This window comes from Lentibacillus saliphilus, assembly GCF_019093865.1.
Taxonomy (GTDB): domain Bacteria; phylum Bacillota; class Bacilli; order Bacillales; family Amphibacillaceae; genus Lentibacillus_B; species Lentibacillus_B saliphilus.
Genome location: NZ_JABJXD010000008.1, coordinates 103,445 through 115,548 on the forward strand (window position 1 = coordinate 103,445; position 12,104 = coordinate 115,548).

Here is a 12,104-nt window from a genome sequence, read left to right on the forward strand (position 1 = left end):
TTATAGAAATGATCATCAATTTGATTTTAAAGTCTTATACTGTTTGGTTATCAGGCGATAAACGCTTCATAGCTGTTGGAACAGAATAATAGGTGAGCTGTTGATCGAGCGCTTCAAATGTTGCCGCAATCTTTTTTGCCATATCTACGACGATTGATAAACGCGTGTTTTGAAGTACAGCGTAGGACATAAACCCACTTACATTAACAACTCCTGTAATATGTACATCACCAATCTCCGGTAATGTCTTATTCAAGGCTGCCCCTGGCTTTAACGGAGCCCGCTCAGCAATGATCGTTCCAATTGAACTTGTTTTGCCAAGGCACGCATCTACAGCAATAATAAATGGATTATGATGCACATGATAGATGTGAGCAAGAGATTCTTCCATGTTTGTTGCATGAATTGGTTGATGTAACGTGCCGTATATTGTCAAATGCTTAGGTTTTAACTCAGATAAATACGATCCAGCAAGGGGTCCGAGCGCATCACCTGTCGAACGATCTGTGCCAACAAACACGACGACATATTCACGAGGTACGACTGGTGTCCAGGAAAGAAGTGTCTGACAAATTGTTGCGATTGCATCAGGCCGTGTATGTTCAATTCTTATGAAGGAGTTTTTTGAATTAATTCGGTTTCCGAGATTCATAGCTTTGCCTCCACATACATATTGATATAAGTATACGGATATTTGAATCATTCTATACATCAAACTAAAAAATGAGACGAGCATTCTTGATGTGGAGGTTTTTGATGATGCGAGGCGGCTTGAGCTGGATGTTTTTAATTATCGGAACGACAATTGGTGCGGGATATGCTTCAGGACAAGAACTGTGGCAATTTTTTGGGCATGAAAGTGGACTAGCTATATTGATGTTTGCGGTCTTTTTTTCAATGTGCTGTGTTGTTATTATGAAGATTAGCTATCGGTTAAAATCAACGCAATATTTACCAGTGTTAAGGATTGTTGTTGGAGAACGCATGACGCGCATTTATGATGTTATGATATTCATTTATTTGTTTACGACAACTGTTGTGATGATTGCTGGGAGTGGGGCAACAGCACAGGCGTTCAACTATTCTTATTGGTGGGGAATTGGTTTAATCATAACAGCACTCGTTGTGTTGTTTCTTAACGATATTAATGGGTTAATTGCCATGAACCGCTATATTCTCCCCCTTTTGTTAGGAGGGCTGTTATATGTACTGCTTCGATTTACGTACGATCAAGAGCTCTTTTTGTTGTCTCATTGGCATGAACAAAGCAATTGGATGGCGGCATTTCCTTTTACCGCTTTAAATATCTTACCGCTCATCGCTGTATTAGGTGCGATTGGAAGCAAAATTGGCTCACCAAAAGAAATCTGGATTGCTGGTGTGGGCAGTGGCCTTACGTTAGGAACGATTTCCTTCATATATAATAATAGCTTAATTCAAATATCTGAAGAGTTGCTCCTCTATGAAATTCCGCTTTTTGCGATCTTGAAGCATTATCCATTTCAGATGCTTATATTTATGTCTGTATTACTTTGGTTTGCCATATTTACAACAGCAGCCTCAGGAATGTTAGGCTTAGTTACCCGAATTGGACACCGCATTCAGCTGCCATTATGGTTGTTGGTCGCCTGTCTAGTTCTAGCTATGATCCCATTAACGACGCTTGGTTTCTCAACACTCATTAGCTTTATATATCCTGTCTATGGCATACTAAATCTTTATGTCTTAACACGGCTGTTGCTTTATCCAATATGGAACAAAAAGCCGAATCCATCTAATAAATAGCGTTCTAGACTTTTCAATCCATCTCATTTGTTATAGAATTTGAGTAGAAGAGTGGACAGGGAGGTAGGGACGCATGGCAGACAAAGACTTCGCACTTAATGATATCGTCCAAATGAAAAAACAACATCCTTGCGGAGAAAACCGGTGGCAAATCATTCGTATGGGTATGGACATACGGATAAAATGTCTAGGCTGTGATCATAGTGTTATGATACCACGTCGCGAGTTTGCGAAAACAATGAAAAAAATACTCGTGAAGGCAGAAGCACCACAAAATATAGAGGACTAAGCTTGATTAAATAGATGATTATGAATAAAGCGAATTTAATATTGCGCAATTTTAGGCAGTTATGGCAACAAATAGGACTTCAAAACTGTTGAAATTGTAAAAAAGATGATATAGAGCCGCAAAAAGCAAAAATAGGCAATGAGAGTTGTCTATTTTTGTATTTTCATTTCTTGTCAAACGCTGTGCTTGAATCTATAATTGGAATGACCAACGCGTTCATATGAATGGTAACCTTTTAAGGAGTTGAAAGTTGAATGTCTTTAACAGCAGGAATCGTAGGACTGCCCAATGTTGGAAAATCAACATTGTTTAATGCCATTACGCAAGCGGGCGCTGAAGCTGCAAATTACCCATTTGCAACGATCGATCCGAACGTAGGTATTGTAGAAGTTCCGGACAGTCGCTTAAATAAATTAACAGAAGTCGTAAACCCGAAGAAAACAGTTCCGACAACATTTGAATTCACGGACATTGCTGGTATTGTCAAAGGTGCTAGCAAGGGTGAAGGTCTCGGTAATCAGTTTTTATCACACATTCGCCAGGTTGACGCGATTTGTCAGGTTGTGCGTTGTTTTGAAGATGAAAATATTACGCACGTATCTGGTAAAGTTGATCCAATCGACGATATTGAAACGATTAACCTTGAGCTCATTCTAGCTGATATGGAGACGATCAATAAACGGTATCAGCGTGTAGAGAAATTAGCAAAACAGAAGGACAAAGATGCGGCAGCAGAATTTAACGTCTTGCAAAAGCTCAAGGACGGTCTTGAATCCGAAAAACCCGCAAGAGCAGTTGAATTTACGGATGAGGAAAAGGTCATCGTAAAAGGCTTACACTTGTTAACATCAAAGCCGATGCTTTATGTTGCCAATGTGAGTGAAGATGAAGTCGCTGATCCAGATGCGAATGAAATGGTACAGGCCGTAAAGGCCCATGCTGAAAAAGAAGGCTCAGAGGTCATTACGGTATGTGCGAAAGTTGAGGAAGAAATTTCTGAGCTTGATGCCGATGAAAAGGCTGAGTTTCTTGATGAGCTTGGCATTGCTGAATCTGGCTTGGACAAGCTCATTAAAGCATCTTATCACATGCTCGGTCTTGCAACCTTCTTTACAGCTGGAGTCCAAGAGGTGAGAGCTTGGACTTTCCGGATCGGTATGACAGCACCACAAACAGCGGGCATTATCCATACAGATTTTGAACGCGGCTTTATTCGAGCTGAAACTGTCTCTTATGATGATTTGATGGATGCAGGTTCGATGGTACAGGCAAAGGAAAATGGTAAAGTACGCCTAGAAGGCAAAGCATATATCGTGAAAGACGGAGACGTCATTCATTTCAGATTTAATGTGTAAACGTTAGTAGGATCCCTTTTATCGTTCTATAGTTGTTTTTTTCTATCAGGTTTGGTATAATCAATCGATGTGAGTAATGAAAATTAATTGCTCCTTGCTCCTTTTATTAAAAGGGGCCGCCAAGACCAAAAGGAGGTGTAACGGATGAGAAAATACGAAATTATGTACATCATCCGCCCGGACATGGAAGAGGAAGCACAAACAGCGCTAATCGAGCGTTTCAACAAAGTGCTTACTGACAACGGCGCGGAAATTGAAAAAGTTGACGATAAAGGCAAGAAACGCCTTGCCTATGAAATTAACGATTATCGTGATGGACATTATATCATCATTAATTTCTCTGGTGACGAAAACGCTGTAAATGAATTCGATCGTCAGGCAAAATACTCAGATGATATTATCCGTCATATTGCAATTCGTGAAGAAGACCAATAAATAAGGGGTGGTTCTGATGTTGAATCGTGTCGTACTTGTCGGCAGATTAACGAAGGATCCTGATCTACGTTATACACAATCCGGAGTAGCGGTAGCCAATTTTACCATTGCAGTGAATCGGCCTTTTTCAAACCAGCAAGGTGCTCGTGAAGCTGATTTTATTAACTGTGTTGTATGGCGCAGACCAGCGGAAAACCTAGCTAACTTTATGAAAAAAGGCAACTTGATCGGTGTAGACGGTCGTGTACAAACACGTACATTTGAAGGACAAGATGGGAAAACGGTTTTTGTGACTGAAATTGTCGCGGATAGCGTACAGTTTTTGGAGCCTAAAGGCAGCTCACAAAATCGCGGGCAGGATGCACCAGGATTCCAACAGAACCAAAACCAAAACTTCAATCAGAATCAATCACAAGGCCAAAACCAGCCTAATAAAGGTTCGATTTTCCAAGAAGAAGGCGAACCGATTGATATATCTGATGATGATTTACCATTTTAGATGGTCGGATCGAAATCGATCATCGTTAATCCTTGAAAGTAGGGAGGCGTAAAATATGGCAGCTCGTCGTGGACGTGCAAGACGTCGTAAGGTGTGTTTCTTCACAGCTAACGGCATTACGCACATTGACTATAAAGACGTTGATTTGCTTAAGCGTTTCATTTCTGAACGTGGGAAAATTCTTCCTCGTCGTGTAACTGGAACATCTGCAAAATATCAGCGTAAATTGACTAAAGCAATCAAACGCGCAAGACAAATGGCATTATTGCCGTATGTTGCAGAATAAATGATAAAGGCCCTCAATGCTATGAAGCGTTGGGGGCCTTATACATGTTTAAGACGCGTTTCTTCTTTGACGCCGTTTTGGATAAACGGTGATCATTTTAACTAGGAAAATACATACGTATAACATAAAGAGCCACAACGTGTGAATACTTAACGGATATACAAACGCAATAATGGTATAGATGAGAGCAGGTATTGTCGAGGCAAATGCGCTCATTTTCCAAAGAATAGACAATTTAAGCTTTCGATGCATAAGCTTTGCAACGATCGTTCCCATATATGCGATGAAGGTGAGCACCAGAAATATCCCGATCGTCAATGGGACGTAATATATGAAGAAAAAATATACGAGCCAAAACAGCGTATTGATCTCTTGTTCATTTGTTCCAGAAGACAACAGCTGGACAGCAACAGGAATTGATCCGATCAACGTTAAAAGGAGCACGTAAATAACGGCAAAATCCATTCCGATCCGATTAAGTTTGAACATCGCCTGTTTTTTAGGGAGCTGCAGACTATAAAGGAATGTATGCCAAAGTACCATATGTATCATCCTTTTTTCTTTATAATTGAAGTCCTGGTATGGACTTCCTTAATATGTAAATGTTTGTTTTAAAAACTGATTAAAATTGCTCAGTTCATATACAACGTTTGCTTCATAACAAACTGATATATATTATATCTGAAAACAGCACGTGATGCTTGTTCGGTGATTTATGATGAACAATTGGTCGCTAAATATTTCTTACGTGAGAATGCGCGCGATTTTTGTCAGGTATTGCCCGGGAAATATTTTCTGGTTGATGACGTACCAAATTAAACGCGAATCATGTTATCATAGAGTAATGAAGTAAATTGAGAACTCGAGTGACATGACTCGGACATCAGAGGAGACATCCATAATGCATGTGTCAAAAAAAATAACAGACGGAGCACTCATGACAGTTGTGTTCATCGTACTTTTGATTATGGCCATTTTTGTTCCGGTCTTGAATCTATTTGCAACCTTTGTATTACCTGTTCCATTTGTTCTTTATGCAGCTAAGTATGATTGGAAAGCTGTTGGGATCATGTTTATAGTGGCACATTTATTGGCCATATTGTTTGGAACATTTTTTTCGATTCCGGTTGCGGCGCTCGCTGCATTTGGCGGCATCATGATTGGAACGGCGATTAACAAAAAACTCTCACCCTATGAAACGTGGGCAAGTGGGACGATTGGATTTATCATTGGTCTTGTCATTGCATTTGTATTCAGTCAGGTTGTACTCGATGTAAACTGGATTGCAGAAACGGATCAAATGATCGATGAGTCCCTTGCAATGAGTGAACAGATTATGACGAGTGTTGGACTTAGTGATCAAGCAACAGAACAAATGGCTGTCGCAAGAGAAATGTTTGAAAGTCTGACCGATTATTTGCCCGTTGCACTCGCCGTTATGGCCATCTTTATGGCTTTCGTTACACAATGGTTCAGCTATAAAGTCATCAATCGTTTGGAAACCCGTAAATTACGCTTTCCGCCTTTTCGTTCAATGCGTTTACCGAGCTCGCTCATTTGGGTATACTTTATTGCACTCATAGCGGGTTTGTTGGTTAAAGATGGTGATAGCTTTATGCTGCTCGCCACTCAAAACGCCCTTTTATTAACAGGATTATTAATGACCTTACAAGGGTTTTCGTTTATTTTTTTCTATGCTCACAATAAAAAAATGTCTAAAGCAATACCAATTACCATCGTCGTTATTTCATTACTCATGCCATTTGTCATGCTCTACATCATCCGGATTATCGGGATTATTGACATTGGATTTGGATTACGTGATCGCTTGAGTAATGATCAAAAATAATTTGACGTTGCGTACGTTTGGGAAGTCTAGTTTGGAACACATGCATGGCTTTCACATGAGGAAAAGAAACAGGAGCTGATTAGATGCCTGGATTCGAAAAAAAACTTAAAATTGGGAGCCATTTATTGGTGATTTATGGCTTGGCGATCGGCCTCTTGGCGTTAATCTGGTATTTTAATTGGATACTTGGGATTGTCATGACGCTTTTCTTAGCCGTTTCGTTTTATTATAGCTTGCGAGTCGAGCAAACTCTTGTAGATGAAACAGAAGCTTATATTTCAACACTCTCTCATCGCGTGAGAAAAGTTGGCGAGGAAGCTTTATTAGAAATGCCCATCGGTATCGTGTTGTACAATGATGATTTCAACATTGAATGGACGAATTCGTACGTCAGTGATATCGCTAATGAAGATACGCTCATTGGGGAATCACTTGATTTTCTATCCAAGAGCTTATCAGAGTATATTAATGATGACACTGAAGACAATCATATGTTTCAATATGGCAATTACGTCTTTCAAGCCCATGTAAAACGAGCAGAACGACTCATATACTTGTTTGATCGTACAGAGCAAGCAGAAATTGAAAAGATGTTTAAGCAGGAGCAAACCGTTCTCGCAATTATTTTCCTTGATAACTATGACGACATTACCCAGAACATGGAGGATGCGCGTAAAAGTGAGTTGAATTCTCAGGTGACGTCCGTTTTGAACAATTGGTCGCATGAGTATGGCGTTTACTTGAAACGAACATCACAGGATCGTTTTATGGCTGTCGCTTCACAAGCCATTTTAGAAAAGCTTGAGAAAAACCGTTTCGATATTCTTGATGAAGTTAGACATATCGATACAGAACAAAACGTCCCATTAACGATTAGTATTGGTGTGGGAGCGAGTCGAATAAACTTGCCAGAGCTTGGTGAGCTGGCACAATCAAGTCTAGATCTAGTTCTTGGGCGCGGTGGCGATCAGGTTGCCATAAAAGATGAATCCGGAAAAGTCCGGTTTTATGGTGGGAAAACGAATCCGATGGAAAAACGGACCCGTGTCCGTGCACGCGTTATTTCTCACGCTTTAAGAGAGCTTGTGAAAGACAGTGATAATGTTTTAATTATGGGCCATCAGATGCCTGATATGGATTCTGTTGGAGCTGCCATCGGTGTGTTAAACATTGCTCGAGCGAACGATGTTGAAGGCTATGTTGTATATGACCCTGATGATGTTGAAACAGGTGTGTATCGTCTCATTCAAGCTTTAAAAGAAGATGATGACATATGGAATTATTTCATAACGCCTGATGAGGCAGATGACATGGCAACGTCCAACAGCCTTGTCGTCGTCGTTGATGTGCATAAGCCGTCAATGGTCGTACACCCACGTCTTCTTAATAAAACAGAATTTAAAGTTGTCATTGACCACCATCGACGGGCGGAAGAATTTGTTGAAAATCCAACACTCGTTTATATGGAGCCTTACGCATCGTCAACGGCAGAATTAGTGACAGAGCTGCTTGAATATCAGCCGAAAAAGCTAAAGTTAAAAATGCTTGAAGCAACAGCGCTACTAGCCGGCATTATTGTCGATACGAAAAGCTTTACGTTAAGAACAGGGTCACGGACATTTGATGCCGCTTCTTACTTAAGATCTCAAGGCGCCGATACCGTACTCGTGCAGCAATTTTTAAAGGAAGATCTTGATATCTATATAGAACGGAGTAAACTTGTAGAAAGAGCTTATATGTTTCATGATACAGTGGCGATTGCCAAAGGGACGACAGGCAGAACGTATAATCCAATTCTGATTGCGCAAACAGCTGATACGCTATTAACGATGTCAGGTGTTGAAGCATCATTCGTTATATCAGAACGCAAGGATGGTAGAATTGGCATAAGTGCCCGCTCACTCGGCAAGGTCAACGTTCAAGTCATTATGGAACAAATGAATGGTGGCGGTCATTTAACAAATGCCGCTACGCAAATCGAGGACACAACGATTGACGATGTCGAAGTGTTGTTGAAAGAATTACTCACGGACTATTTTGAAGGGGGAGACGAAGAATGAAGGTTATATTACTAAAAGATGTTAAAGGTACTGGAAAAAAAGGCGAAGTGAAGGATGTTGCGGATGGTTATGCACGTAACTATTTGCTCAAGCATAAATTAGCAGATGAAGCGACGAAAGCGAACATGGATGCTTTGCAAGCGAAAAAACGTAAAGATCAAAAACGTGAACAGCAGGAAAAAGAAGATGCGATTGATTTCAAGAATAAGCTTGCTGATCTTAAGGTCGTCATTAAAGCTAAATCAGGCGAAGGTGGTACGTTGTTTGGTTCTGTTACGAACAAGCACATTGCGGATACGTTGAAAAAAGACCATGGCTATAAAATTGATAAGCGTAAAATCGAGCTTGATAGCCCGATTCGGTCTCTCGGTCACACACAAGTGCCCGTGAAATTACATCCAGAAGTAACAGGTTCCATTCAAGTACAAGTTGTTGAAGAATAATAATACAGAGCTAACATATCCGTTTGTCATTTTTTCATGTGTGTAAACGCGTGAGGATGGCGCATATATGCCACAGCCTCGAGCAAGAGGGGGAGAAAACATGAGTGAAGCGTGGAATGATCGTACACCGCCACATAATATAGAAGCAGAACAAGCTGTACTCGGTGCTATTTTTCTAGAGCCGGATGCTTTTGCGTCAGCCTCAGAGCATTTAATGCCACAGGACTTTTACCGAGCTGCGCATCAGCGGATATTTGATACGATGGCAAAGCTCTCTGATCGCGGAGAGCCGATTGATCTCGTTACAGTAACCTCCGCGCTTGCAAGTGAAAAAACACTTGATGAAGCAGGTGGCGTTTCTTACCTGTCCGACTTAGCAGGAAGTGTCCCGACAGCAGCGAACATTGAGTACTACAGCAAAATTGTTGAAGAAAAATCTTTGCTGCGCCGGCTGATTCGGACGGCAACGGATATCGTTTCAACGAGTTATGAAAAAGAAGATGAAGTTGAAGATATTTTAAATGACGCTGAAAAGAACATTCTTGAAGTGTCAAGTCGGCGTAACAGTGGCGCATTTAAACAAATTAAAGATGTTCTCATAGAGGTTTATGACAACATTGAACAGCTTCATCATAGTAATGCCGATATTACGGGTGTACCGACAGGATTCCGTGATTTGGACCGGATTACGTCTGGCTTCCAAAGAAACGATTTAATTATTATCGCCGCACGTCCTTCCGTCGGTAAAACAGCATTCGCTCTAAATATTGCTCAAAATGTCGCCATCAACACAGATGAGAATGTCGCGATCTTTAGTTTGGAGATGGGAGCGGATCAGCTCGTTTCCCGTATGCTATGTGCCGAGGGTAATATTGACGCGCAACGTCTCCGAACAGGTAGTCTGGAAGCCGAGGATTGGGGCAAGCTCACGATGGCAATGGGCAGCTTATCAAATGCTGGTATTTTCATTGATGATTCACCAGGCATTCGCGTCAGTGAAATCAGATCTAAATGTCGCCGTCTCAAGCAAGAGCATGGCCTCGGAATGATCGTCATTGACTATTTACAGCTCATTCAAGGAAGTCCGAGCTCTCGGGAAAACCGTCAGCAAGAAGTATCGGAAATATCCCGGAGTCTTAAAGGCCTTGCAAGAGAGCTTGAAGTTCCACTTATTGCGTTGTCACAGCTTTCCCGTGGCGTAGAGTCGCGTCAGGATAAACGCCCGATGATGTCTGACCTTCGTGAATCAGGCAGTATCGAGCAGGATGCCGACATCGTTGGATTTTTGTACCGTGACGACTATTATGATCAAGAATCCGAGAAACAAAATATTATTGAAATTATCATATCTAAGCAACGTAATGGTCCAGTCGGAACAGTTGAACTTGCTTTTGTAAAAGAATATAACAAATTTGTTGACTTGGATCATCGCTACAATGAAAGTGATATCCCATCCGCCCCACCAGTTCACGCTTAAGGATAAGGTTGGTGGTGTATATACCAAGTTGTCCTCATCCCTTGTTGGTTTATTGTTTAATTGTTCATGGCATTGCATAGTGAATTCCCTCCTTGTCTTAGTAATTCGTTAAAAAATAGAAATCCCTAAACTCTTTTTTCATTGAAAGACTAAAAGGGCAGTGTCAACAGATAGGACGCTCCGAAAATACAGGGGCGTCCTATCTATTATTCAGTATTTATCAAAAGATTGCTTTGAAAAATTCCTTATAATTCTTTATACCCTCACCGTCGATAGTGAACAATTCTTTGAGTTGTCCTGACAACCACTTGATGTCAAAAATTTTCACTTCATCATAGTAGGTCACATCCAATTCGCCACAGTGAAGGATGATATTTTAGTTTATGATAGAATTACTGGCGAACAGAATGGACTTAGAGAACACTAGGTTTCTGGTATCAATTACAATCAAAGTGAGAAAGATTAATTTTATCATCAACCCACCCATTGAACGACCTTAAATTTACAGGTGAATATGTTTATTTTTATGATGAAGAAGACAATGAAACCAACTTCATCGGGTTGAACGATAGAGAAAGTATTCACGTCATAGAAGGCAACAAGGAGATTGTACAAGTGGAAGGCAGTGAGTACAGATTTTATACTGTCGACAGACAAACCGGAGATGTGACTGGTTATAAAAACAATGGACAAGAAAAACTTTATTCTTTAGGCCTTGAATTAGAAGAACGTATCATAGAACTCAAGAATCCTCCCTTTCTGTACGAAGGAAACCCTCAGATGGTCTATACGACTTCCGGGAAACCTTATATTGAATCAGGGGAAAAGTTATTCTCTGAAACGGACGAACTGATGACAGGTGATTTACTGGGAGACTTACACTGGGTTCATGAAGAAGTATTTATGATGTAATCAGATCCCCCGTCGTCACCACTTACATTGTTCCATACTACTCTAGGTGAATCGGCTCCGCTTGATTACAATGTAGCAAATGCATTTTATGATAAGGAAAACAACTCTATTTACTACATTAAGCCCGCAACCCAGGCAATTTACCAAGTTGAATTGTATTTTTGATTTAAAGAGGGAAATAATGCTCTTTTTACGAGCGAGAATAATGATTTGAATCATCAAATAAAACGCACAGAGAAATAATTCTGTGCGTTTTTTAAAACTTATATTTACAAAATCTTTTTAAAATAGGTATTTATCCCCGTTGTAGGAAAACAAGTAATATGGTAACTTATAAACGAAATATCAAGGAGGTTTTTAATAATGCTAAAGAGAATTTTTACCTTCTTTACCTTATCCATGGCTTTGTTGTTGTTAGTTGCGGGCATACCTATTTCGTCCGTGCATGCTGCTTCTACCTCTGCTTCGACTAACAAACTGATTAACGAGGTGGAAAAGTAATAAGCGAAAAAGAGTTTTATGAAGAATTAGGCATATCGAATTCAGAGGCAAACATTGACAAGCGCCTAGAGTTCAATAACATCGAAGAATTCAAATCATTTTTAAATAAAGGTGAAATTGAAAACGTTATCAATAACACAGACAACAACACCGAGGACTCCAATACATCCAGCGAATTAATGGTTGTACAATAAATGACGTTGGTGGGGAAAA

13 protein-coding genes are annotated in these 12,104 nt (G+C 40.3%); 11 read left to right on the forward strand and 2 right to left on the reverse strand.

What is annotated here, in order from left to right:
- Positions 1-34: 34 nt before the first annotated feature.
- Positions 35-652: a spore protease YyaC gene (gene yyaC, locus HPC67_RS12560; RefSeq protein WP_217588439.1), complete on the reverse strand. Its 618-nt coding sequence runs from the start codon at positions 650-652 to the stop codon at positions 35-37.
- A gap of 104 nt (positions 653-756) precedes the next feature.
- Here yyaC and HPC67_RS12565 point away from each other — a divergent pair, with 104 nt between their 5' ends.
- The 6 genes from HPC67_RS12565 to rpsR all read left to right on the forward strand — a co-directional run bounded on the left by HPC67_RS12565 (position 757) and on the right by rpsR (position 4,649).
- Positions 757-1,785 (forward strand): YkvI family membrane protein, encoded by a 1,029-nt coding sequence (locus HPC67_RS12565; protein ID WP_217588440.1) that lies wholly within the window; start codon positions 757-759, stop codon positions 1,783-1,785.
- 73 nt (positions 1,786-1,858) lie between these two features.
- A complete protein-coding gene (locus HPC67_RS12570) occupies positions 1,859-2,074 on the forward strand; it encodes a DUF951 domain-containing protein (protein ID WP_217588441.1) in 216 nt (71 codons plus the stop codon).
- 254 nt (positions 2,075-2,328) lie between these two features.
- Positions 2,329-3,429 carry a redox-regulated ATPase YchF gene (gene ychF / locus HPC67_RS12575; protein WP_217588442.1) on the forward strand — a complete coding sequence of 367 codons (1,101 nt, stop codon included), beginning with the start codon at positions 2,329-2,331 and terminating at the stop codon, positions 3,427-3,429.
- A gap of 144 nt (positions 3,430-3,573) precedes the next feature.
- Complete coding sequence (rpsF, locus tag HPC67_RS12580; RefSeq protein ID WP_217588443.1) at positions 3,574-3,864, forward strand: 30S ribosomal protein S6; 291 nt, start codon at positions 3,574-3,576, stop codon at positions 3,862-3,864.
- A gap of 16 nt (positions 3,865-3,880) precedes the next feature.
- Entirely contained in the window at positions 3,881-4,363 is a 483-nt protein-coding gene (ssb, locus tag HPC67_RS12585; RefSeq protein WP_217588444.1) for a single-stranded DNA-binding protein, read from the forward strand.
- Between the two features lie 55 nt (positions 4,364-4,418).
- Positions 4,419-4,649, forward strand: a complete 231-nt coding sequence (rpsR, locus tag HPC67_RS12590) for a 30S ribosomal protein S18 (RefSeq protein WP_217588447.1) — start codon at positions 4,419-4,421, stop codon at positions 4,647-4,649.
- A gap of 48 nt (positions 4,650-4,697) precedes the next feature.
- On the opposite strand, the gene HPC67_RS12595 is transcribed toward rpsR, so the two are convergent.
- A complete protein-coding gene (locus HPC67_RS12595; RefSeq protein WP_217588449.1) occupies positions 4,698-5,192 on the reverse strand; it encodes a DUF1189 family protein in 495 nt (164 codons plus the stop codon).
- 358 nt (positions 5,193-5,550) lie between these two features.
- On the opposite strand from HPC67_RS12595, the gene HPC67_RS12600 reads away from it, so the two are divergent.
- The 5 genes from HPC67_RS12600 (at position 5,551) to HPC67_RS12620 (ending at position 11,390) form a co-directional block, all read left to right on the forward strand.
- The gene (locus HPC67_RS12600; RefSeq protein WP_217588450.1) at positions 5,551-6,498 is read left to right on the forward strand and encodes a YybS family protein; all 948 of its coding nucleotides are present in this window, start codon (positions 5,551-5,553) and stop codon (positions 6,496-6,498) included.
- Positions 6,499-6,581: 83 nt separating this feature from the next.
- Positions 6,582-8,558, forward strand: coding sequence for a DHH family phosphoesterase (locus HPC67_RS12605; RefSeq protein ID WP_217588451.1), 1,977 nt, complete (start codon positions 6,582-6,584; stop codon positions 8,556-8,558).
- Positions 8,555-9,001 (forward strand): 50S ribosomal protein L9, encoded by a 447-nt coding sequence (gene rplI, locus HPC67_RS12610; protein ID WP_217588452.1) that lies wholly within the window; start codon positions 8,555-8,557, stop codon positions 8,999-9,001. Before HPC67_RS12605 ends, rplI begins: the two co-directional genes overlap by 4 nt.
- Positions 9,002-9,101: 100 nt before the next feature.
- Positions 9,102-10,478: a replicative DNA helicase gene (dnaB, locus tag HPC67_RS12615; RefSeq protein WP_217588453.1), complete on the forward strand. Its 1,377-nt coding sequence runs from the start codon at positions 9,102-9,104 to the stop codon at positions 10,476-10,478.
- Between the two features lie 486 nt (positions 10,479-10,964).
- Positions 10,965-11,390, forward strand: a complete 426-nt coding sequence (locus HPC67_RS12620) for a hypothetical protein (RefSeq protein ID WP_217588454.1) — start codon at positions 10,965-10,967, stop codon at positions 11,388-11,390.
- Positions 11,391-12,104 lie beyond the last annotated feature (714 nt).

Bases quoted from the DNA above. Each gene is read 5' to 3' on its own strand.
- yyaC (WP_217588439.1), bottom strand. From the start codon at position 652: ATGAATCTCGGAAACCGAATTAATTCAAAAAACTCCTTCATAAGAATT.
- HPC67_RS12565 (WP_217588440.1), top strand. From the start codon at position 757: ATGATGCGAGGCGGCTTGAGCTGGATGTTTTTAATTATCGGAACGACA.
- HPC67_RS12570 (WP_217588441.1), top strand. From the start codon at position 1,859: ATGGCAGACAAAGACTTCGCACTTAATGATATCGTCCAAATGAAAAAA.
- ychF (WP_217588442.1), top strand. From the start codon at position 2,329: ATGTCTTTAACAGCAGGAATCGTAGGACTGCCCAATGTTGGAAAATCA.
- rpsF (WP_217588443.1), top strand. From the start codon at position 3,574: ATGAGAAAATACGAAATTATGTACATCATCCGCCCGGACATGGAAGAG.
- ssb (WP_217588444.1), top strand. From the start codon at position 3,881: ATGTTGAATCGTGTCGTACTTGTCGGCAGATTAACGAAGGATCCTGAT.
- rpsR (WP_217588447.1), top strand. From the start codon at position 4,419: ATGGCAGCTCGTCGTGGACGTGCAAGACGTCGTAAGGTGTGTTTCTTC.
- HPC67_RS12595 (WP_217588449.1), bottom strand. From the start codon at position 5,192: ATGGTACTTTGGCATACATTCCTTTATAGTCTGCAGCTCCCTAAAAAA.
- HPC67_RS12600 (WP_217588450.1), top strand. From the start codon at position 5,551: ATGCATGTGTCAAAAAAAATAACAGACGGAGCACTCATGACAGTTGTG.
- HPC67_RS12605 (WP_217588451.1), top strand. From the start codon at position 6,582: ATGCCTGGATTCGAAAAAAAACTTAAAATTGGGAGCCATTTATTGGTG.
- rplI (WP_217588452.1), top strand. From the start codon at position 8,555: ATGAAGGTTATATTACTAAAAGATGTTAAAGGTACTGGAAAAAAAGGC.
- dnaB (WP_217588453.1), top strand. From the start codon at position 9,102: ATGAGTGAAGCGTGGAATGATCGTACACCGCCACATAATATAGAAGCA.